Below are 20137 nucleotides of genomic sequence, written 5' to 3' on the forward strand. Positions count from 1 at the left end.
GCCCGGTTTTGTTGGAGGCATAAGTGAAAGTCCGTACCGTTTCCGTTCTCGCCGCCGCGCTGCTCGGTCTGGCGGCGCAGAGCGCGATGGCCGAATCCAAGATCGGCTTCGTGAACTCCGATCGCGTGATGCGCGAGGCGGCCCCCGCGGTGCGCGCGCAGCAGCGCCTGGAGAAGGAGTTCGAGCGTCGTGACCAGGAGCTGCAGCGCATGGCCGCCGACCTGCAGGCGATGCAGGAGGAGCTCGAACGCAGCGGCCTGACCATGGCCGAGTCCGACCGGCGCAACAAGGAGCGCGCGTTCAACGACCTGAACCGCGACTTCCAGCGCAAGCAGCGCGAATTCCGCGAGGACCTCAACCAGCGCCGCAACGAGGAACTCGCCACCGTGCTCGACAAGGCCAATGCGGCGGTCAAGCGCATCGCCGAGAACGAGAACTTCGACATCATTTTCCAGGAAGCGGTGTACGCCAGCCCGCGCATCGACATCACCGACAAGGTGATCAAGGCGCTTGCCGAAGGCAAGTAAGCGGGCAGGCGCGGGGATGTTCCGACTCGACGAACTGGTGGCCCACCTGGGCGGCGAGCTGGTGGGCGACCCCGCCGTCGCCGTGCGTCGCGTGGCCACGCTGGACCAGGCCGGGGAGGGGGATCTCGCCTTCCTGGCCAACCGCAAGTACGCCGCGCGGCTCGCCGACTGCCGTGCCTCGGCGGTGATCGTGGCGCCCGAGGCGCGCGAACTCACCGCCCTGCCGCGCATCGTCACCGCCGATCCCTACGTCTATTTCGCCCGCGTCGCGCAACTGTTCAACCCGCCCGCGGCCGTGCCCGCCGGCGTGCATGCCACGGCCGCGGTGGAGGCCGACCTGCCCGCCTCGGCCAGTGTCGGTGCCGGCGCCTCGGTGGAAGCCGGCGCCCGCATCGGCGAGGACGTGGTGATCGGCCCCGGCTGCCACATCGGGCGCGGCGTGACGATAGGCGCCGGCTCCCGTCTGCATGCCAACGTCACCGTTTACCACGGCTGCGTGATCGGCGCGCGCTGCATCCTGCACGCCGGTGCGGTCATTGGCGCGGACGGCTTCGGCTTCGCCCGCGACCGCGACGGCTCGTGGATCAAGATTCCGCAGGTCGGGCGCGTGGTCATCGGCGACGACGTGGAGGTGGGCGCCAACACCACCATAGACCGGGGTGCGCTGGACGACACGGTGATCGGCAACGGCGTCAAGCTCGACAACCAGATCCAGATCGCCCATAACGTGCGCATCGGCGAGAAAACCGCCGTCGCCGGCTGCGTGGGCATCGCCGGCAGCACGGTGATCGGCGCGCGCTGCATGATAGGCGGGCAGGCGGGCATCATCGGCCACCTGTCCATCGCCGACGACGTGGTGGTGTCCGCCGGCACGCTGGTGACCAAGTCCATCCATCGGGCCGGCGTGTATACCGCCAATCTCCCCGTGCAGCCTCACCCCGAGTGGGTGAAAAACTTCGCGCATCTGCGCCACCTGGACAGCTTGGTGGATAGAATACGCGCCCTCGAACAGGGCCTGGACAAGGCCGATCCGACTGAATCCGACTGAGCTCCCATGGACATCAACGAAATCCTGCAGTACCTGCCCCACCGCTATCCCTTCCTGCTCGTGGACCGGGTGCTGGAGATCGAGGAGGGCAAGCGCATCGTCGCGCTGAAGAACGTCACCATCAACGAGCCCTTCTTCCCCGGCCATTTCCCCACCCACCCGGTGATGCCGGGCGTGCTGATCGTCGAGGCCATGGCCCAGGTCGCGGCGCTGCTGTCGTTCAAGACCATGGGCGTGAAGCCGGACGAGAATTCGGTGGTGCTGTTCGCCGGCATCGACAACGTGCGCTTCAAGCGCCAGGTGGTGCCGGGTGACCAGCTCGTGTTCGAGGTGGAAATCCTGCAGGCCAAGCGCAACATCTACAAGTACAAGGGGGTCGCCCGCGTCGGCGACCAGATCGCCACCGAAGCCGAACTGATGTGCGCGCTCAAGGCCAAGTCATGATTCACCCGACCGCCATCGTCCATCCCGGCGCGAGACTCGGCGCCAACGTGGAAATCGGCCCGTATTCCGTCGTCGGCGAGCACGTGGAGATCGGCGACGGCACGCGCATCGGCCCGCACGTGGTGATCGAGGGCCGCACCCGCATCGGGCGCGACAACGAGATCTTCCAGTTCTGCTCCATCGGCGCCCAGCCCCAGGACAAGAAGTACGACGACGAACCGACCCGCCTGGAGATCGGCGACCGCAACACCATCCGCGAATTCTGCACCTTCAACGTGGGCACCAGCCAGGATGCGGGCGTGACGCGCATCGGCAACGACAACTGGGTCATGGCCTACGTGCATGTGGCCCACGACTGCCAGGTGGGCGACCACACCATCTTCGCCAACAACGCCACGCTGGCCGGCCACGTGCATGTGGGCGACTGGGCCATCCTGGGCGGCTTCACCGGCGTGCACCAGTTCGTGCGCGTGGGCGCCCACAGCTTCTGCGGCGTGGGCACCGTGCTGCTGCAGGACCTGCCGCCCTTCGTCACCGTGTCGGGCAACCCGGCCCAGCCCCACGGCATCAACAGCGAAGGCCTGAAGCGGCGCGGCTATTCGTCCGACGCCATCATGGCCATCAAGCGCGCCTACCGGGCGCTGTACCGCAGCGGGCTGAAGCTGGAAGAGGCGCGCGGGAAGGTGGCCGAAATCGTCGCCGAACACGCGGAAGTCGAGCCCTTCGCCGCCTTCATCGCCCACAGCTCCCGCGGCATCGTCCGCTGACCGACGTGCCGCCCAGAATCGCCATGGTCGCCGGGGAAGCCTCCGGCGACCTGCTTGCCAGCCACCTGATCCGCGCCATCCGCCGGCATCTGCCGGATGCGGAATTCTTCGGCATCGGCGGCCCCAAGATGCAGGCCGAAGGTTTCGATGCCCTGTGGCCGTGCGAACTGCTCGCCGTGCACGGCTACGTGGATGCGCTCAAGCGTTACCGCGAGCTGTCCGGCATCCGCAAGGCGCTGCTCGCGCGCATCCGCCGCGAACGGCCGGACGCCTTCATCGGCGTCGATGCGCCGGACTTCAACCTGTGGCTGGAAGGCCGGGTGAAGGCGGCGGGCATGCCGGCCATCCACTTCGTCAGCCCGTCGATCTGGGCCTGGCGCGGCGGGCGCATCCGCAGGATCGCGCGCTCGGTGTCCCACATGCTGTGCCTGTTCCCCTTCGAGCCGGCGCTGTACGAGAAGGCCGGCGTGCCGGTGAGCTACGTCGGCCATCCGCTGGCGGACGTGTTTCCGCTCTTTCCCAACCGCGACGAGGCGCGCGAACTGCTCGACGTGCCCAGGGCGAGCAGGGCAGTGGCGCTGCTGCCCGGCAGCCGGCAGTCCGAGGTGCGCAATCTGGCCGACATCTTCATCGGCACGGCGCGCCTGCTGCACGAGCGGCGGCCGGATCTGCTCTTCCTGGTCCCGCTCGCCACGCGCGAGACCCGCCAGCTCTTCGACGAAGCCATCCACCGCAACGAGGCGACGGACCTGCCGATCCGCATGCTGTTCGGCCACGCGGTGGACGCCATGACCGCCGCCGACGCGGTGCTGGTGGCCAGCGGCACCGCCAGTCTGGAGGCGGCCCTGCTCAAGCGTCCGATGGTGATCAGCTACCGCATGGGCAAGTGGCAGTACCGGCTGATGAAGCGCATGGCCTATCTGCCCTGGGTGGGGCTGCCCAACATCCTGTGCCACGACAGCCTGGTGCCGGAGCTGCTGCAGGACGACGCCACCCCGGAAAAACTCGCCGACGCGCTGGAAGGCTGGCTGGCCGATCCGGCCGCCTGCCAGGCGCTGGCCGAACGCTTCACCGACCTGCACCGCGACCTGCGCCAGGGCACCGCGGACAAGGCGGCCGCCGCCATCCTGCCCTACATCATCGGAGCCGAGGAATGCCGCCTGCGCGCGCTCATCTGATCTGCGGCGTGGACGAGGCCGGCCGCGGCCCCCTGTGCGGCCCGGTGGTCGCCGCCGCGGTCATCCTCGACCCCGCGCGCCCCATCGCCGGCCTGGCGGATTCCAAGAAACTCAGCGAGAAGGCGCGTGAACGGCTTGCGCCGCTGATCCGCGAACGGGCGCTGGCCTGGGCGGTGGCGGAGGCCACGGTGGAGGAGATCGACCGCCTGAACATCCTGCACGCCACCATGCTGGCGATGAAGCGCGCGGTCGAAGCCCTCACGCATACCCCGCACGAGGTGCTGGTGGACGGCAACCGCTGCCCGCCGCTGGCCGTGCCGGCACGCGCCATCGTCAAGGGCGACGCGCTGGAGCCGGCCATCTCCGCGGCCTCCATTCTCGCCAAGACCGTGCGCGACGCCGCCATGGTGGCGCTGGACGCCGAGTTCCCGCACTATGGCCTGGCCGGCCACAAGGGCTACCCCACCGCGGCCCACCTGGCGGCGATCCGCCGCCACGGCGTGGCGCCGTTCTACCGCCGCAGTTTCGCGCCGGTGCGGGACATCCTGGCGAATCCGCCGCTGTGGTCCCCGGAGGACGAAGCATGAGCGTTCATCACCTGATGCTGTTCCTGCACGTGCTCGGCGTTGCCGTGTGGGTGGGCGGCATGGCCTTCGCCTGGGGCTGTCTGCGCCCGGCCGCCGCCCAGCTCGCGCCCGCGCAGCGCCTGCCGCTGTGGGCGGCGACCTTTGCGCGCTTCTTCCCGCTGGTGTGGGCGGCGGTCGCGCTGATCGGGCTGTCCGGCCTGTTCATGCTGATCGAGAGGGGCTTCGCGGGCGCGCCGCGGGCGTGGCACGTCATGCTGCTGACCGGGCTGGTGATGATCGCCGTGTTCGCCGGCATCTGGCTCGGCCCCTGGCAGCGCCTGCAGCGCGCGGTACGGGTGGAGGACTGGGCCAGCGGAGCAGTGGCGCTCAACACCATCCGCCAGCGCGTCGGCTTCAACCTCGCGCTGGGCGTCGCGACCATCGCCATCGCCACCCTCGGGCTGGGGCTTTGAACCATCCGTGAAGGCGATCACCTCGCGCGAAAACCCCGCGGTACGGCGTCTGCACGCGCTGGCCGATTCCGCGCGCGAGCGGCGCAAATACGGTGAAACCCTGCTCGACGGTGCGCATCTCGTGGCCGCCGCCCTCGACGCCCACTGGCCGCTGAAGGAACTGGTGGTCAGCGACCACGGCCTGGCCCAGGACGAAATCCAGGCGCTGTTCACGCGCGCCGATGCTGCGGTGCCGGTGCTGCATCTGCCGGACCGCCTGTTCGCCCACGTCAGCCCGGTCGATACGCCGTCCGGGGTGCTGGCCGTCATCGACCTTCCGCCGCCACCGGCGCCCGCGCCGTTCACCGGCACGGTGGTCGTACTCGACGGCGTGCAGGATGCCGGCAACCTCGGCACCATCCTGCGCACCGCGGCGGCGGCCGGCGTCGCCGACGTGCTGCTCACTCCCGGCTGCGCGCAGGCCTGGGCGCCGCGTGTGCTGCGGGCGGGCATGGGTGCGCACTTCGCGCTGCGCATCCACGAACAGGCGGACGCGGCGGCCCGCCTGGAGGGTTTTCCGGGGCCGGTGATCGCCGCTGCGCTCGGGGTCGATGCGCGTCCGTTGTACGACGTGGATCTCGCGCGCCCGGTGGCCTGGCTGTTCGGCGCGGAAGGGCAGGGGCTGTCGCCCGGCGTGGCGGCGCTGGCCTCGGAAACCATCGTCATCCCGATGAACGCAGCGGTGGAATCCCTCAACGTGGGTGCCGCGGCCGCCGTGTGCCTGTTCGAGCAGGTCCGCCAGGCTCGAAAAACCGAAGGGCATCGGGGATGACCCTATTGACATCGTCCTCCAAGCGTTCAGAATCCTGAACGTTTTCTTACAAATGCCGCACAGGAGTTTCTGCTGCCAGCGAAACACGGGCTGTACGGAGGAGACGAGATGAACGCGATTCTGGCCAAGACCCGCAAAGGGCAGGAAGAAATCGAACAACGGGGCGGCGGCCTGGGTCCCCGGGAGAGGAGGCTGCTGATCCTGATCGACGGCAAGCGCCCGTTGGACGAGGTGCGTGCGCTGATGCCCGATCCCAGGCTGGACGAAACCCTGGAACTGCTGCAGCGGGACGGCTACGTGGAGCAGACCGCCCCCGCGCCTGCGGCCAGGCCCGCTCCGGCGGACGGGGACGCAGGCGATCCGAAGCAGTTGGAAAAGGCGCGCAACTTCATGATGAATTCCCTGCGCACCTTCAACGGCCCCTATGGCGCCCTCGACCTGATGACCCGCATCAACGACAGCCGCAGCGCGGCCGATCTGCAGGCGCTCGTCGAGGACTGGTTCCATGCCATTTCCCTGACCAAGATGGGCAAGCTGCGCGCCATCGAGCTGAAGGGGCAACTCCTCGGCGTGCTGTAGTTCAGCCGCGCTCCGGCAGCGTCAACCCGGCTGCGGCGGCGGCCGCGTCGCCGTCCGCCCGGTAGGGCAGCACGCCGAGCAGGGGGGCTGCCAGGCGTTCGCGCAGCGCGTCCAGATTGTCCTCGAAGTGCAGCATGTGCGGATCGATGCGGTTGGCGATCCAGCCGGCCAGTACGAGTCCGCGTGCGGCGATGGCCTCCGCCGTGAGCAGGGCGTGGTTGATGCAGCCCAGGCGCATGCCCACCACCAGGATGACCGGCAGGCCGAGATCGCGCGCCAGCATCGCCATGTCGTAATCCGCCGCCAGCGGCACGCGAAAGCCGCCCGCGCCCTCCACGAACACGCAGTCGGCTTTCGAGCGCAGATCCGCCAGGCGGGCGGCGATCAGCGCCGGGTCGATGCGCACACCTTCCTCCCGTGCCGCGATGTGCGGCGCGACCGGGCTGGCGAGGCAATAGGGGTTGAGCAGGTCGAGGCCGGGGTCGAAGCTGCCTGCGGCCCGCAGCCGCAGCGCGTCCTCGTTGGCCAGCCGCCCGTCCACCAATTCCGCACCGGCCGCCACCGGTTTCATCGCCACTGCCCGCAAGCCCGCATGGCGCGCGGCGTGCAGCAGGGCGCAGGTGGCGAAGGTCTTGCCGACTCCGGTGTCGGTGCCGGTCACGAACCACGCGGCGGCGTTCATTGCGGTCTTTCCACGGCCAGCAGGATCACGTCGTAGGTTGCGGGCAGCAGGCCGTCGGGCCGGCGCCAGCCTTCGTACTGCGCCGCCAGCGTGCGCCAGGCCGCCCGGCCGAGCGGCTTGCGCGGAGCGCTGCCCACGCTGTGGGCGCCGATGGCCTTGATGCCGGCGAGCAGGCTGCGCAGGTCGGGCGCCAGTGCCCAGGCCGGTGCGCACTCCAGCGCGCGCACGGCCAGCCCGGCCGTCTCCGCCGCCGTCTGCCAGGTCTCGAGAGGATGGAAGTCGATGACGTGCGCGGCTCCGTCCACTGCACGGAAAGCCGCCCGCAATTCATGCAGGGTCTGCGGACCCAGCGTGGCGAGCCAGGCGGTTCCGCCCGGGGCGAGCACACGGGCGATCTCGCCCAGTGCCCGATCCGGCGCGCACCACTGCAGCGCCAGGCTGGACCACAGGGCGTCGAGGCAGCCGCCGGCCAGGGGCAGGTGTTCCAGGTCGCCGCAGATGCGCCCATGGCCGCTTATCCGCGCCAGCATGCCGGGGGCGAAGTCCAGGGCCAGCAACTGCGCACCCGGATGGGTGGCGGCCAGCCGGTCCAGGGCGTGGCCGGTGCCGCAGCCGGCATCCAGCACGCGCTTCACCGGCCGCCGGCAGGCATGGGCGGCGGCCAGGGCCGCCAGCCGTGCGCAGACCTCGCGCTGGACCTGCGCGGCTCGGTCGTAGGTGGGTGCGGCGCGGTGAAAGGCGCGGCGCACCTGCGCCTTGGCGGCGCGAGTGTCAAGCACGGTGGAAGTTTTCCAACAGCGCGGCGCAGTCCGCCGGGCGGGAGAGAAAGGGGGCGTGGCCGCAATGCGCCATGATCTCCAATCGGGCTCCCGGCAATCGTGGGGCCAGCCAGCGCGCCGCGTCCGCCGGCATCAGCGCGTCGTGCTCGCCGTGGAGCAGCAGCGCCGGCTGGGCGATCCCCGGCAGCGTGCCGCGCAGGTCGGTGCCGGCCAGTATCGCCAGGCCATCGGCCAGTGCCGTGATGCGGGCGGGATCGGGTTCCATCGTGCTCAGGGCGGCGGTGAGCGCGGCGCCCACGTCGCGGCGGCGGGCGTCACCCATGACCTGCAACGCCACGAAGCGGCGCAGTACGGCGGCCGGATCGGTGGCGAAGGCGCTGCGGAAGGCGGTGACCGTCGCCGCGTCCAGGGCGTGGGGCCAGTCGTCCGCGGCGACGAAGCGCGGTGTGGCGCCGATCAGCGCCAGGCGGGCGACCTTGCGGGGATGGCGGGCGGCAAGGTCGAGGGCGAGCAGCGCGCCGAGCGACCAGCCGCACACGGTGGCGCCATCCGGCAGGCCGGCGGCGAGGCGGTCGGTCCACGCCGCCAGGTTGGCACTGCCGACCGCCGGCGCGTCGCCGTGGCCGGGCAGGTCCGGGGCGTAGACGGGCACATCGGCCATTGGCGCGCGCAGCGCTTCCCACACGCGGGCGGTGAGGCCCCAGCCGTGCAGCAGCACCAGCGGCCGGCTCACAGGGTCGCCTCCAGGCGGTTCAGCGCGGCGGCGAGGCACCGGACGTCATCCTCGCCGTGGGCGGCGGTCAGCGAAATGCGCAGCCGGGCCGTGCCCTGGGGCACGGTGGGCGGGCGGATGGCCGGCACCCACAGGCCCGCGTCCCACAAGGCGCGGGCGAGCCGCAGCACCTCGGCGTTGTCGCCCACCAGTACCGGCTGGATGGCGGTGCGCGAGGGCAGCAGGCGCCAGCGGGTCAGATGCAGTTCCTCGCGCAGCAGGCCGATCAGCCCGCCGAGCCGCGCGCGCCGCGCGTCGCCCCCTTCGATCAGGTCCAGGCTGGCGAGGAGGGCATGGGCCAGCGCCGGCGGGGCGCCGGTGGTGAAGATGTAGGTGCGCATCTTCTGCATCAGCCAGGCCACCACGTCCTTGTGCCCGGCGACGAAGGCGCCGGACACGCCGGCGGCCTTGCCCAGCGTGCCCACGTAGATCAGCCGCCAACTCTCCAGCCCCGCGGCGGCCAGCGCGCCGCGCCCCTGCGGTCCAAGCACCCCGAAGCCGTGGGCGTCATCCACGATCAGCCAGCAATCGTGCCGTTCGGCCAGCGCCAGCAGTTCCGCCAGTGGGGCAACATCCCCGTCCATGCTGAACACGCTGTCGGTGACGATGGCCTTGTGCTTCGCCGTGCTGGCTTCCAGCATGCGCGCCAGCGCGGCGGTGTCGGCATGGGGGTAGCGGTGCAGGTCGGCGCGGGACAGCAGGGCGCCGTCCACCAGCGAGGCGTGGTTCAGGCGGTCGGCGAAGATGGCGTCGCCACGCCCCAGCAGCGCCGGCGCCACGCCCGTGTTGGCCATGTAGCCGGTGGAGAGGTAGAGCGCCGCCTCCATGCGGACGAAAGCGGCCAGGCGTGCTTCCAGTTCGTCGTGCACGCGGTAGTGGCCGCTCACCAGATGCGACGCGCCGGAGCCCGCACCCCAGCGTGCGGCGCCCTCGGCCAGGGCCTGGGCCAGTTGCGGTTCGCCGGCCAGCCCCAGGTAGTCGTTGCTGCAGAAGGCCAGCATCTCGCGCCCGTCCACCACGGCATGGGGGCCGCAGGGGCTCTCCAGGCTGCGCCGGGTGCGGCGCAGGGCCTGGGCGTCGAGGGCGGCCAGATCGGCCTGCAGGCGGTCGATCAGCATGGTCAGGCGAGCGCCGCGTCGAGCGCCGCCCGGGCACCGCGCATGAGGTGGGCGATCTCGGCTTCGTCCACCACATAGGGCGGCATGAAGTACACCGTGTTGCCGATGGGGCGCAGCAGCACGCCGTGCTCCAGCGCGGCGGCGAAGAAGCGGCGGCCGAAGTCGGCGCCGGCGCCCGCCACGTCGAAGGCGAGGATCATGCCGCGGCTGCGCAGATGGCGCACTGCCGGGTGGCCGCCGAAACCTTCTTCCATCGCCTCGCCTAGGCGCGCAGCGCGGCTCCGGTTGGCGGCAAGCACGCCGTCCTCGGCGAAGATGTCCAGCGTGGCCAGCGCGGCGCGGCAGGCGAGCGGGTTGCCGGTGTAGGAGTGGGAATGCAGGAAGCCGCGTGCGGTGTCGTCGGCGTAGAAGGCGGCGTAGATGTCGTCCGTCGAGAGCACCAGGGACAGGGGCAGGTAGCCGCCGGAGATGCCCTTGGACAGGCACAGGAAGTCCGGCCACACGTGGGCCTGCTCGCAGGCGAAGAAAGTGCCGGTGCGCCCGCAGCCCACGGCGATCTCGTCGGCCACCAGATGCACGCGGTAGCGGTCGCACAGGGCGCGCGCCAGGCGCAGGTATTCCGGGTCGTACATGACCATGCCGGCCGCGCCCTGCACCAGGGGTTCGACGATCAGCGCCGCGGTCTCGGCGTGGTGTTCGGCCAGATGGGCTTCCAGTGCGGCGGCCGCCCGGCGGGCCACGTCGGCCGGCGTCTCGCCGGGCTCGGCCAGGCGGGCATCGGGGCAGGGCACCGTGGTGCCGGGTTTGACGAGATCGGCGTAGGCATCGCGGAAGATCGCCACGTCGGTGACCGCCAGCGCGCCCACGGTCTCGCCGTGGTAGCCGCCGGCCAAACTCAGGAAGCGGTGCTTGCCCGGCTGGCCGTGGTTGCGCCAGTAGTGGGCGCTCATTTTCAGGGCGATCTCGGTGGCCGAGGCGCCGTCCGAAGCGTAGAAGGCGTGGCCCAGGCGGTGGCCGGTCAACGCGGCCAGACGTTCCGAGAGCGCCACGACCGGTTCGTGGGTGAAGCCGGCCAGCAGCACGTGCTCCAGCGTGTCCAGTTGTTCGCGCAGCGCCGCGTTGATGCGCGGGTTGCAGTGGCCGAAGAGATTGACCCACCAGGAGCTGATGCCGTCCAGCAGGCGACGGCTGTCCGCATCGATGAGCCAGGCGCCTTCGCCGCGCACGATGGCGATCGGCGGCAGGGTCTCGTGGCGCTTCATCTGGGTGCATGGGTGCCAGACGGAGGCGAGCGAGCGGCGGAGCAGGTCGGGTTGCGGCATGGAGGCGGGCGTGGGCAAAACCGGACAATGGTGCGCAATCGCCCCGGCAGTGTCAAACCCCGTCGGCCGGGCCGGGAGCGCGGAGGCGGTGCAGCCGCCGCGCTTTTGCTACCATCCCGCCATCCCCCAACCGGTGCACAACGCCATGCTTTTCGTCATTTCCCCCGCCAAGGCGCTGGACTACGAGACCCCTCCCTCCACCGCCCGCCATACCCAGCCGGATTTCCTCGACCAGTCCGAACAGCTGATCCGCATCCTGCGCGAACTCGCACCCCAGGACGTGGCGAAGCTGATGGACCTCTCCGACCAGCTCGCCACCCTCAATGCGGCGCGTTACACGGCCTGGTCGCGACCCTTCGACACCGGCAACGCCAAGCAGGCGGTGCTGGCCTTCAACGGCGACGTCTACGGAGGGCTGGACGCCGCCAGCCTGGGCGAGGACGAGCTGGCCTGGGCGCAGGACCACCTGCGCATCCTCTCCGGCCTCTACGGCGTGCTGAGGCCGCTGGACCTGATGCAGGCCTACCGGCTGGAGATGGGCACCCGGCTCGCCAATCCGCGCGGGCGCAATCTCTACGCCTGGTGGGGCGACATCATCACCGACGCCCTGCGCCGCGTGCTGGCCGACCAGCGTGAGGAGGGCGAAACCCCGGTGCTGGTGAACCTGGCCTCCGAGGAGTACTTCAAGTCGGTCAAGGCCGACAGGCTCGGGGCGCGCATCGTCACCCCGGTATTCGAGGACTGGAAGGGCGGGCGTTACAAGATCATCAGCTTCTACGCCAAGCGCGCGCGGGGGTTGATGAGCCGCTACGCGATCACGCGGCGGGCGGCGGACGTGGAGGCGCTGAAGGATTTCGACAGCGAGGGCTACGCCTTCGCCTCCGGGGCGTCGGATGAGGACACGCTGGTGTTCCGCCGCCGGCTGGACTGAGGCAGCCATGAAGATCAGCCACAACTTCGACGCCGGCGCCATCGAGGTGGTGGACCTCGCCGACCCGCAGAACATCCGCCTGCGCCTGCGTCCGGACAACGCCGCGGACTTCGCCCAGTGGTTCCATTTCCGCCTGCTCGATGCAGGCGGCCGGGCCGTGCGCCTGGTGTTCGAGAACGCGGCCGAAGCCGCCTACCCGAACTGGGAAGGCTACCGTTGCGTGGCCTCCTACGACCGTCGCAACTGGTTCCGCATCGCCACCACGCGCTACGAGGACGGCAAGCTGATCGTCGAACACACGCCCGAGCGCGACAGCATCTACTACGCCTATTTCGAGCCGTACTCCTTCGAGCGCCACCTGGATCTGCTCGGCTGGGCGGAGCTGTCGCCCTTCGCCCAGGTGCGCCACCTGGGCAGCACGGTGGAAGGGCGCGACCTTGACGCGGTCGTGGTCGGCCGGCCCGGCCCGAGCCGCCGCCCGGTGTGGGTCATCGCCCGCCAGCATCCGGGCGAAACCATGGCCGAATGGTTTGTCGAAGGCCTGCTGGAGCGCCTGCTGGATGCCGCCGACCCGGTAGCGCGCAAGGTGCGCGAGCACGCGGTGCTCTACGTGGTGCCCAACATGAACCCGGACGGCGCGGTGCGCGGCAACCTGCGCACCAACGCCGCCGGGCGCAACCTCAACCGCGAGTGGCGCGATCCCGACCCCCAGGCCTCGCCCGAAGTGGCACTGGTGCGCCAGGCGATGATGGACACCGGCTGCGAACTCTTCCTCGACATCCACGGCGACGAGGAACTGCCCTACGTGTTCTTTTCCACTGCCGAGGAAGTGCCGGCCTTCACGCCGGAACTGGCGCAGCGCCAGGCGCGCTTCGTCGAGTCTTTCCGCGCGGCCAGCCCCGACTTCCAGACCGAGCATGGCTACAAGCCGGGGCGCTTCGGCGAAGAACTGCTGACCCTGGCGAGCAAGTGGGTCGCCAACCATTTCGCCTGCGTATCGCTGACGCTGGAGATGCCGTTCAAGGACAACGCCAACCTGCCGGACGGCCAGACCGGCTGGAGCGGCCTGCGCAGCAAGCGCCTGGGCGCGGCCATGCTCAATGCCGTGCTGGCGCACGTCGGTGATGCCTGAACACCATTCCCCGCCACGCCGCTGAATCGGCGGCTCAGGTGCAATATCGGCGACGGTGCGCCGCGCGCGCCGGAATACTGCCTCAGCGTGATATCCGCAATTGTACTAAGGTGATACTTGCGCTATAAACGCAGGGACTGCCCGAAGTGGGTATCGAGAGATTCCGGAAATGAACGCACCAATCCGCGAAAGTGTCACTGAAACCGACACGATGTCGCTCTACGCGCGCTTCCCGCATCTGCGCAAGATTGACCATATCTGGGGCAGCCGCGAATGTCGCAACTATATCCTTCAGCTTATGACCGACACCCGCGGCGGCACCCGCCAGGGTTTTCCGCGCGAGCATGCGCTGACGATCATGAGCCTGCTGATGGAACACGACCGCCGCTTCCCGCAGTTCGAGGAGGCGCCGAGCGACGCCCATTGGGGAGACGGACCCCAGCGCCGCGCCAGCGGGCGCCTCTGAATCTTCCGCAGCGGGCGCCGCGCCCGCTGCCTGGCAGATGGCAAAACGCCGGCCTCGCGCCGGCGTTTTTCATTGGCAGGGGGGCGTTCAGTCCTTGCGGAAGCGCTTCACCGGCTTGCCGGCGTGCGGCTTCGGCGCGCCGTGCCGCTCGCCGGACGGCTTGGCCCGCGGGCGCTCCTGTCCGCCTTCCCACTTGCGCGGGGGGCGTTCGCCGCCCGCGGCGCGTTCCTTGAAGCCGCCGGTCGGGCGGCGGCGTTCCGGCAGGGCTTCGGCTTCGGCCGCACCCAGTTCGCGGATCGCCAGCGGGCGCTGGCGCACGCGCACGCGCTTGAGCAGGCCCAGCAGTTCGGCCGGCAGTGCCTTGGGCAGTTCAACCGTGCTGTAGTCGTCGAAGAGGTGGATCTGGCCGATGTAGCGGCCCTCGATGCCGCCTTCGTTGGCGATGGCGCCGACGATTTCCTTGGGGCTCACGCCGTGTTCGCGGCCCACCTCGATGCGGTAGCGGGTCAGTTGACCGTCGGAAAAGGCGTGCCGGCGGGCGGGGGCTTCGTCGCGGCGCTCCCGGGGCGGGCGCTCCGCCCTGCCGGCGGACTGCGGCGCGGTGGCGACGTCCCAGCCGCGGCCGGTCTCCTCGATCTGCAGGGGACGGTCGCGGGTGGCCAGGAAGGCCAGCGCGGCGGCGATCTCGTGGGCCTTGAAACCTTCCTCCTCCTCGACGCCGTTGATCACGTCCATGAAGAAGGCCAGATCTTCCTTTTCCAGCGTGTCCACGATCTGCTGGCGGAACTGGGCCACGCGCCGGCCGGCCACGGCCTCGCGGGTGGGGAGCGCGATGGCCTCGATGGGCTGCCGCGTGGCACGCTCGATGGACTTGAGCATGCGGGTCTCGCGCGGGGCGACGAACAGGATCGCCGTTCCCTGGCGCCCCGCGCGCCCGGTGCGACCGATGCGGTGCACGTAGGCTTCCGTGTCGTAGGGGATGTCGTAGTTGATGACGTGGCTCACGCGCGGCACGTCGATGCCGCGGGCGGCCACGTCGGTGGCGACGACGATGTCCAGCGAGCCGTTCTTGAGCCGTTCGATGACCTGCTCGCGCAGGCCCTGGGTCATGTCGCCGTTCAACGCGGCGGCGGCGTAGCCGCGCGCTTCCAGGCGCTCGGCCAGTTCCACGGTGGCGGTCTTGGTGCGCACGAAGACGATGGCAGCGTCGAAATCGTCCTCCACTTCCAGGATGCGCGTGAGGGCGTCCAGTTTGTCAACGCCGCGCACCTGCCAGTAGCGCTGGCGGATGGCCGCCACGGTGGCGGTCGCAGCGCGGATCTTGACTTCCTGCGGCTCGCGCAGGTGGCGGTGGGCGACGCGGCGGATGGCTTCCGGCATGGTGGCGGAAAAGAGCGCGGTCTGGCGCTCCGCCGGGGTGTGCTCCAGGATCCACTCCACGTCGTCGATGAAGCCCATGCGCAGCATCTCGTCGGCTTCGTCCAGCACCAGCGTGGAAAGGCCGTCCAGCACCAGGCTGCCGCGCTCCAGGTGGTCCATGATCCGCCCCGGCGTACCGACGATGACGTGGGCGCCGCGCTTCAACTGGCGCAACTGCACCACCATGCTCTGGCCGCCGTACAGGGGCAGCACGTGGAAGCCCGGCAGGTGATGGGCGTACTTCTGGAAGGCTTCGGCGACCTGGATGGCGAGCTCCCGCGTGGGCGTCAGCACCAGCACCTGGGGACGGAAATTGGCGAGATCGAGGCGGGCCAGCGCAGGCAGTGCGAAGGCGGCCGTCTTGCCGGTACCGGTCTGCGCCTCGCCGAGCAGGTCGCGCCCGGCCAGCAGGTGGGGGATGCAGGCGGCCTGGATGGGCGAAGGGGTTTCGTAGCCGACTTCGGCCAGCGCGCTCAGCAGGGGCGCGGGCAGTTCGAGGTCGCGGAAGCTCGTAATGGGAGTGGTCATCGGGGCGGTCGGAGAGGGGCTGTGGCGGGAAGGGCTGGCGGGGAAGGGCGGGAAAACGATTCAGTGTGGCAGGCGGACGACCACAAAACAAAAAACGCGGCCGAAGCCGCGTTTCCGTGCGTCAAGCGCCTGGGCTCAGAGGGCGCGGATCTTCGCGGCCTGCAGACCCTTGGGGCCGTTCTTGACTTCGAACTCGACGCGCTGGTTCTCGGCCAGGGTCTTGAAGCCGTTGCCCTGAATTTCGCTGAAGTGGGCGAACAGGTCTTCGCCGCCGCCTTCGGGGGTGATGAAGCCGAAGCCCTTGGCGTCGTTGAACCACTTGACGGTACCGGTTTGAGTGCTCATTTGTTTAGCGTTCCATATGAAGATTGTGGGCAAGACGCCCGGGCGCAGGAACGATCAAGAATCATGCGAGGGAATTCGAACCGAAACCGTTCCGGGAAGAACGTACTGCCAGAAAACCGCCAGGACATACCGCTTGAATCGACTGCAACGCGCACGATACACGGTTTTACGCGGGCGTGGTGGCTTTTTTTCACCCCACGCCCGGCCGGAATCAATACTGCAGCACGCGGGGCAGGCTCTTGGCCTGCTCGATCCACTTGGCAACTTCGGTTTCGCTGGGTACGCGGCGGGTGAGTTTCTTCTCTTCATTGACCTTGAGCAGGGCCGCGGCCAGGTTGCCCGCATTGCGCTGGGCCAGTTCCGGCACCGTGTCCACGCCGGCCGCTTCCAGCAGTTCGGAATACTCCGAGCCGATGCCGTTGATGCGGTAGAGATCGACCAGGTTGGCGAACTTCAGCACCTGCTTGTCGGTGAGGCCGGTCTTTTCGGCCAGTTGCTTGCGCTGCGCGGGGGTCGTGCTGGCGGCCAGCAGGGAATCCGTATCCTTGATGCCGGCTTCGCGCAGCTTCGCGCCGATCGCCGGGCCAATGCCTTCCACATCCTCGATCTTCTTGTTTGCCATCGTGACCTCCTGGGGTGTTTGAAAACCGGCCGGCATGCCTGCGGCCGTGCCGACGCGCGCCGGCCGTTTCAATTTAGCCGATGCGGGGCATGACGTCTGCCTCGGGCGGAGGGCACTTCGTGACAAGTTGCGCGTCAGGCCGCGCGTACCGACTCCAGCAGTTCCCTCACCGCCTGCGCGCGCTGGCGCAGTTGCGGCACGGCCACCTTGCGGATCAGTCGGTCCGGGCCGGCCATGCGGGTGTTGCGGTCGCGCTGGATGAGCAGGATGACCTTGCCCGGGTCGATGGCCGGCGCGTGGCCGAACTGCACGCTGATCTGCGCCTCCGAGGCGTCCAGTTTGGCCACGCCGTAGGGCCGCACCAGCAGGCGCAGGCGGTGGGTTTCCAGCAGGGCCTGGGTCTGGGGCGGCAGTTCGCCGAAGCGGTCGATGAGTTCTTCCTGAAGGGCGCGCAGGTCCTCGTCGGTCTCGCAGTTGGCGAGGCGTTTGTAGAGCGTGAGGCGCTCCTGCACGTCCGGGCAGTAGTCGGAGGGCAGCAGGGCCGGGGTGTGCAGGTTGATCTCGGAGACCACCTCCAGGGGCTGGGAGAGGTCCGGTTCCCTGCCGGCCTGCAGATCGTGCACCGCGCGCTTGAGCATTTCCGTGTACAGGCTGAAGCCCACCTGCTGGATCTCGCCAGACTGGTGCTCGCCCAGCACCTCGCCGGCGCCGCGGATTTCCAGGTCGTGCATGGCCAGATAGAAGCCGGAACCCAGCTCTTCCATCATCGTGATGGCCTCCAGGCGCTTCTGCGCTTGGGAGGTGGGCTTGGCTTCCGCATCGGTGAGCAGGTAGGCGTAGGCCTGGTGGTGGCTACGCCCGACGCGGCCGCGCAGTTGGTGGAGCTGGGCGAGGCCGAAGCGGTCGGCCCGGTTGATGACGATGGTGTTGGCGGTGGGGATGTCGATGCCGGTCTCGATGATGGTCGTGCACAGCAGCAGGTTGGCGCGCTTCTGGGTGAAGTCGCGCATCACGCGCTCCAGTTCGCGCTCCGGCATCTGGCCGTGGCCGACGACGATGCGCGCCTCGGGCAGCATCTCGGCCAGGGCGTTGCGCATGTTCTCGATGGTGTCCACCTCGTTGTGCAGGAAGTACACCTGCCCGCCGCGCTTGAATTCGCGCAGCACCGCCTCGCGCACGATGCCCTTGCTCCAGCGCTGCACGAAGGTCTTGATGGCCAGCCGGCGGGAAGGGGCGGTGGCGATCACGGAGAACTCACGCATGCCTTCCAGCGCCAGGCCCAGGGTGCGGGGGATGGGGGTGGCGGTCAGGGTCAGGATGTCCACCTCGCTGCGCAGGGCCTTCAGCGCCTCCTTCTGGCGCACGCCGAAGCGGTGCTCCTCGTCGATGATGACCAGCCCCAGGCGCTTGAACTGCACGTCCTTCTGCAGCAGGCGGTGGGTGCCGATGATGATGTCCACCTTGCCTTCGGCGAGTTGGGCGAGGGCCTCATTCTGTTCCTTGGCACTCTTGAATCGGGAGAGTTCGGCGACTTTGATCGGCCAATCGGCGAAGCGGTCGGAGAAGGTCTGCCAGTGCTGCTCGGCGAGCAGCGTGGTGGGGCACAGCACCGCCACCTGCTTGCCGTCGGCCACCGCCACGAAGGCCGCGCGCAGGGCGACCTCGGTCTTGCCGAAGCCCACGTCGCCGCACACCAGGCGGTCCATGGGCCGGCCGGTCTTCATGTCGGCGACCACCGCGTCGATGGCGGCCTGCTGGTCGGGCGTGGTCTCGAAGCCGAAGCCTTCTGCGAAGGCGTCCAGGTCGTGCTGTTTGAAGTCGAAGCGGTGGCCGGGGCGCGCGGCGCGTTGGGCGTAGAGGGCGAGGAGTTCCGCCGCGGTGTCGCGCACCTGCATGGCGGCCTTCTTCTTCGCTTTCTCCCACTGGCCGGAACCCAGGCGGTGCAGGTCCACGGCCTCCGGGTCGGCGCCGGCGTAGCGGGTGATCACGTGCAGTTGCGACACCGGCACGTAGAGCTTGTCGCCGCCGCTGTATTCCAGGTGCAGGAACTCGGTGTCGCCCTCGCCCAGGTTCATGTGCACGAGGCCGATGTAGCGGCCGACGCCGTGGGAGACGTGCACCACCGGGTCGCCCGGCTTCAGCTCGGAGAGATCCCGCAGCCAGCCCTCCATGGTGGTAGCGCGACGCTGGTCGCGGCGCCCGCGGGTGCGGGCGGTGGCGGCGTAGAGTTCGGCTTCGGTGACCACCGCCAGGCGCGCCTGGGGCAGGATGAAGCCCGCCGCCAGCGGGCCAACGCCCAGCGCCAGCGGCGCGCCTGCGGCCACGAAGCCGGCGAAGTCCGCACTGGGGGCGAAGGCGAGGCCGTACTCGCCGAAGTACTCGGCCATGGTCTCGCGCCGGCCCGGCGAATCGGCCAGCACCAGCACGCGGCCGCCCGTGTTGCCAAACCCGGCGCAGAACGCCTTGAGCCGGTGCAGCGGGTCGGTGGCCTTGCCTTCCACGGCCACGGGCGGCAGCGGGACGGCGGGGCCCGCCTCGCTCTGGGCCGGGAGCTGGTAGCGCGCCCGGTCCTTGAGGGCGACGAAGAAGGCCTCCTCGGTGAGGAACAGTTCCTCCGGCGCCAGCACCGGGCGGCTGCGGTCACCCTTCAGCAGGTCGTGGCGCGAGCGGGTGTCGCGCCAGAATTCGGCGATCGCCCCCGGCACGTCCCGGTGCAGCAGCACCGGCGCCTCGGCCGGCAGGTAGTCGAAGAGGGTGGCCGTGTCGTCGAAGAAGAGCGGCAGGTAGTACTCGATGCCGGCGGGCGCAATGCCGTTGGAGACGTCCTTGTACACCGGGCTGCGGGTCGGGTCGCCCTCGAAGGTCTCGCGGAAGCGGCTGCGGAAGCGGCTGCGCCCGGCGTCGTCGAGGGGGAACTCCCGCGCCGGCAGCAGGCGGATTTCCTGCACCGGGTAGACGGTACGCTGGGTGTCCGGGTCGAAGGTCTTGATGCTTTCGACCTCGTCGTCGAAGAGGTCGATGCGGTAGGGCAGTGGCGAGCCCATGGGATAGAGGTCGATCAGCCCGCCGCGCACGGAGAATTCCCCCGGGCTCACCACCTGGGTGACGTGGGCGTAGCCCGCCAGCGCCATCTGGGCGCGTAACTGCTCCACGTCCAGCCGTTCGCCCTGCTTGAGGAAGAAGGTGTAGGCCGCCAGGAAGGCGGGCGGCGCCATGCGGTACAGCGCGGTGGAGGCCGGCACCAGCACCACGTCGGCCTCGCCGCGGCCGATGGCGTAGAGGGTGGACAGGCGCTCGGAGATCAGGTCCTGGTGGGGCGAGAAGCTGTCGTAGGGCAGGGTTTCCCAGTCCGGCAGCAGGTGCAGGCGTAGCTGCGGCGCGAGCCAGGCGATTTCCTCCTGCAGGCGCTGGGCGTCCAGCGGATCGGCAGTGACCACCAGCAGCATGCGTCCGCGCGCGCCCAGTTGCGCGACCGCCAGCGCATCCGCCGAACCGGCCAGTGATGGCAGATCCAGGCGCTGGCCGGCACCTGCCTGGGGCAGTTCGGGCAGCGGAAGGGCGGGACGGGCGGCGGGCTGGGACGAAGATTCGGTGGACATGGCGGTGCACGGCAGGGCCGCGCCGGATG

General features: G+C 69.7%; 21 protein-coding genes. 12 read left to right on the forward strand and 9 right to left on the reverse strand.

The window, feature by feature from the left end; translation table 11 throughout:
* Positions 1-23 precede the first annotated feature (23 nt).
* The 9 genes from E6O51_RS05285 (at position 24) to E6O51_RS05325 (ending at position 6393) form a co-directional block, all read left to right on the forward strand.
* Entirely contained in the window at positions 24-527 is a 504-nt protein-coding gene (locus E6O51_RS05285; RefSeq protein WP_136383918.1) for an OmpH family outer membrane protein, read from the forward strand.
* Positions 528-543: 16 nt separating this feature from the next.
* Positions 544-1575, forward strand: a complete 1032-nt coding sequence (gene lpxD / locus E6O51_RS05290; RefSeq protein ID WP_136383919.1) for a UDP-3-O-(3-hydroxymyristoyl)glucosamine N-acyltransferase — start codon at positions 544-546, stop codon at positions 1573-1575.
* A 6-nt stretch (positions 1576-1581) separates the two neighbouring features.
* Positions 1582-2019: a 3-hydroxyacyl-ACP dehydratase FabZ gene (gene fabZ, locus E6O51_RS05295; protein WP_136383920.1), complete on the forward strand. Its 438-nt coding sequence runs from the start codon at positions 1582-1584 to the stop codon at positions 2017-2019.
* The gene (gene lpxA / locus E6O51_RS05300; RefSeq protein WP_136383921.1) at positions 2016-2786 is read left to right on the forward strand and encodes an acyl-ACP--UDP-N-acetylglucosamine O-acyltransferase; all 771 of its coding nucleotides are present in this window, start codon (positions 2016-2018) and stop codon (positions 2784-2786) included. The genes fabZ and lpxA overlap by 4 nt, the downstream gene beginning before the upstream one ends.
* A gap of 5 nt (positions 2787-2791) precedes the next feature.
* On the forward strand, positions 2792-3964 hold the full coding sequence (gene lpxB / locus E6O51_RS05305; protein WP_136383922.1) for a lipid-A-disaccharide synthase: 1173 nt from the start codon (positions 2792-2794) through the stop codon (positions 3962-3964).
* Positions 3940-4551, forward strand: a complete 612-nt coding sequence (gene rnhB / locus E6O51_RS05310; protein ID WP_136383923.1) for a ribonuclease HII — start codon at positions 3940-3942, stop codon at positions 4549-4551. The genes lpxB and rnhB overlap by 25 nt, the downstream gene beginning before the upstream one ends.
* Positions 4548-5003, forward strand: coding sequence for a CopD family protein (locus tag E6O51_RS05315; protein WP_136383924.1), 456 nt, complete (start codon positions 4548-4550; stop codon positions 5001-5003). Before rnhB ends, E6O51_RS05315 begins: the two co-directional genes overlap by 4 nt.
* A 7-nt stretch (positions 5004-5010) precedes the next feature.
* Positions 5011-5814: a TrmH family RNA methyltransferase gene (locus tag E6O51_RS05320; RefSeq protein WP_136383925.1), complete on the forward strand. Its 804-nt coding sequence runs from the start codon at positions 5011-5013 to the stop codon at positions 5812-5814.
* Between the two features lie 108 nt (positions 5815-5922).
* Positions 5923-6393, forward strand: a complete 471-nt coding sequence (locus E6O51_RS05325; protein ID WP_136383926.1) for a hypothetical protein — start codon at positions 5923-5925, stop codon at positions 6391-6393.
* Between the two features lies 1 nt (position 6394).
* Here the strand turns inward: E6O51_RS05325 and bioD are convergent, their stop codons facing one another.
* From bioD to bioA, 5 genes are read right to left on the reverse strand one after another with little or no spacing between them, the layout of a single operon-like run.
* Positions 6395-7075, reverse strand: coding sequence for a dethiobiotin synthase (gene bioD / locus E6O51_RS05330; RefSeq protein ID WP_136383927.1), 681 nt, complete (start codon positions 7073-7075; stop codon positions 6395-6397).
* On the reverse strand, positions 7072-7854 hold the full coding sequence (locus tag E6O51_RS05335; RefSeq protein ID WP_136383928.1) for a methyltransferase domain-containing protein: 783 nt from the start codon (positions 7852-7854) through the stop codon (positions 7072-7074). Before E6O51_RS05335 ends, bioD begins: the two co-directional genes overlap by 4 nt.
* Complete coding sequence (locus tag E6O51_RS05340) at positions 7847-8587, reverse strand: alpha/beta fold hydrolase (RefSeq protein ID WP_136383929.1); 741 nt, start codon at positions 8585-8587, stop codon at positions 7847-7849. The genes E6O51_RS05335 and E6O51_RS05340 overlap by 8 nt, the downstream gene beginning before the upstream one ends.
* Entirely contained in the window at positions 8584-9744 is a 1161-nt protein-coding gene (bioF, locus tag E6O51_RS05345; RefSeq protein WP_136383930.1) for an 8-amino-7-oxononanoate synthase, read from the reverse strand. Before bioF ends, E6O51_RS05340 begins: the two co-directional genes overlap by 4 nt.
* Positions 9745-9746: 2 nt before the next feature.
* The gene (gene bioA, locus E6O51_RS05350; RefSeq protein WP_136383931.1) at positions 9747-11066 is read right to left on the reverse strand and encodes an adenosylmethionine--8-amino-7-oxononanoate transaminase; all 1320 of its coding nucleotides are present in this window, start codon (positions 11064-11066) and stop codon (positions 9747-9749) included.
* A 145-nt stretch (positions 11067-11211) separates the two neighbouring features.
* Between bioA and yaaA the strand changes: the two genes are divergently transcribed.
* The 3 genes from yaaA (at position 11212) to E6O51_RS05365 (ending at position 13595) form a co-directional block, all read left to right on the forward strand.
* A complete protein-coding gene (yaaA, locus tag E6O51_RS05355; protein ID WP_136383932.1) occupies positions 11212-11997 on the forward strand; it encodes a peroxide stress protein YaaA in 786 nt (261 codons plus the stop codon).
* A gap of 7 nt (positions 11998-12004) precedes the next feature.
* Complete coding sequence (locus tag E6O51_RS05360; protein WP_136383933.1) at positions 12005-13129, forward strand: M14 family metallopeptidase; 1125 nt, start codon at positions 12005-12007, stop codon at positions 13127-13129.
* A gap of 169 nt (positions 13130-13298) precedes the next feature.
* On the forward strand, positions 13299-13595 hold the full coding sequence (locus E6O51_RS05365) for a hypothetical protein (RefSeq protein ID WP_136383934.1): 297 nt from the start codon (positions 13299-13301) through the stop codon (positions 13593-13595).
* Positions 13596-13682: 87 nt separating this feature from the next.
* Here E6O51_RS05365 and E6O51_RS05370 read toward each other — a convergent pair whose 3' ends face one another.
* From E6O51_RS05370 to mfd, 4 genes are all read right to left on the reverse strand, one after another.
* Positions 13683-15542, reverse strand: coding sequence for a DEAD/DEAH box helicase (locus E6O51_RS05370; RefSeq protein WP_136383935.1), 1860 nt, complete (start codon positions 15540-15542; stop codon positions 13683-13685).
* A gap of 135 nt (positions 15543-15677) precedes the next feature.
* The gene (cspE, locus tag E6O51_RS05375) at positions 15678-15887 is read right to left on the reverse strand and encodes a transcription antiterminator/RNA stability regulator CspE (RefSeq protein ID WP_136383936.1); all 210 of its coding nucleotides are present in this window, start codon (positions 15885-15887) and stop codon (positions 15678-15680) included.
* Positions 15888-16098: 211 nt separating this feature from the next.
* Entirely contained in the window at positions 16099-16509 is a 411-nt protein-coding gene (locus E6O51_RS05380; protein WP_136383937.1) for a DUF4332 domain-containing protein, read from the reverse strand.
* 134 nt (positions 16510-16643) lie between these two features.
* Positions 16644-20108, reverse strand: a complete 3465-nt coding sequence (gene mfd / locus E6O51_RS05385; RefSeq protein ID WP_136383938.1) for a transcription-repair coupling factor — start codon at positions 20106-20108, stop codon at positions 16644-16646.
* Between the last annotated feature and the right edge of the window lie 29 nt (positions 20109-20137).

Origin of the sequence: Pseudothauera rhizosphaerae, from assembly GCF_004801305.1 — a bacterium.
GTDB classification, from domain to species: domain Bacteria; phylum Pseudomonadota; class Gammaproteobacteria; order Burkholderiales; family Rhodocyclaceae; genus Pseudothauera; species Pseudothauera rhizosphaerae.

Excerpts from the sequence above, each read along its gene's own strand:
- E6O51_RS05365 (WP_136383934.1), top strand. The coding sequence starts at position 13,299 with ATGAACGCACCAATCCGCGAAAGTGTCACTGAAACCGACACGATGTCG.
- bioA (WP_136383931.1), bottom strand. The coding sequence starts at position 11,066 with ATGCCGCAACCCGACCTGCTCCGCCGCTCGCTCGCCTCCGTCTGGCAC.
- E6O51_RS05370 (WP_136383935.1), bottom strand. The coding sequence starts at position 15,542 with ATGACCACTCCCATTACGAGCTTCCGCGACCTCGAACTGCCCGCGCCC.
- mfd (WP_136383938.1), bottom strand. The coding sequence starts at position 20,108 with ATGTCCACCGAATCTTCGTCCCAGCCCGCCGCCCGTCCCGCCCTTCCG.
- yaaA (WP_136383932.1), top strand. The coding sequence starts at position 11,212 with ATGCTTTTCGTCATTTCCCCCGCCAAGGCGCTGGACTACGAGACCCCT.
- E6O51_RS05360 (WP_136383933.1), top strand. The coding sequence starts at position 12,005 with ATGAAGATCAGCCACAACTTCGACGCCGGCGCCATCGAGGTGGTGGAC.
- E6O51_RS05380 (WP_136383937.1), bottom strand. The coding sequence starts at position 16,509 with ATGGCAAACAAGAAGATCGAGGATGTGGAAGGCATTGGCCCGGCGATC.
- lpxD (WP_136383919.1), top strand. The coding sequence starts at position 544 with ATGTTCCGACTCGACGAACTGGTGGCCCACCTGGGCGGCGAGCTGGTG.
- bioF (WP_136383930.1), bottom strand. The coding sequence starts at position 9,744 with ATGCTGATCGACCGCCTGCAGGCCGATCTGGCCGCCCTCGACGCCCAG.
- fabZ (WP_136383920.1), top strand. The coding sequence starts at position 1,582 with ATGGACATCAACGAAATCCTGCAGTACCTGCCCCACCGCTATCCCTTC.
- cspE (WP_136383936.1), bottom strand. The coding sequence starts at position 15,887 with ATGAGCACTCAAACCGGTACCGTCAAGTGGTTCAACGACGCCAAGGGC.
- E6O51_RS05325 (WP_136383926.1), top strand. The coding sequence starts at position 5,923 with ATGAACGCGATTCTGGCCAAGACCCGCAAAGGGCAGGAAGAAATCGAA.
- E6O51_RS05315 (WP_136383924.1), top strand. The coding sequence starts at position 4,548 with ATGAGCGTTCATCACCTGATGCTGTTCCTGCACGTGCTCGGCGTTGCC.
- lpxA (WP_136383921.1), top strand. The coding sequence starts at position 2,016 with ATGATTCACCCGACCGCCATCGTCCATCCCGGCGCGAGACTCGGCGCC.
- rnhB (WP_136383923.1), top strand. The coding sequence starts at position 3,940 with ATGCCGCCTGCGCGCGCTCATCTGATCTGCGGCGTGGACGAGGCCGGC.
- bioD (WP_136383927.1), bottom strand. The coding sequence starts at position 7,075 with ATGAACGCCGCCGCGTGGTTCGTGACCGGCACCGACACCGGAGTCGGC.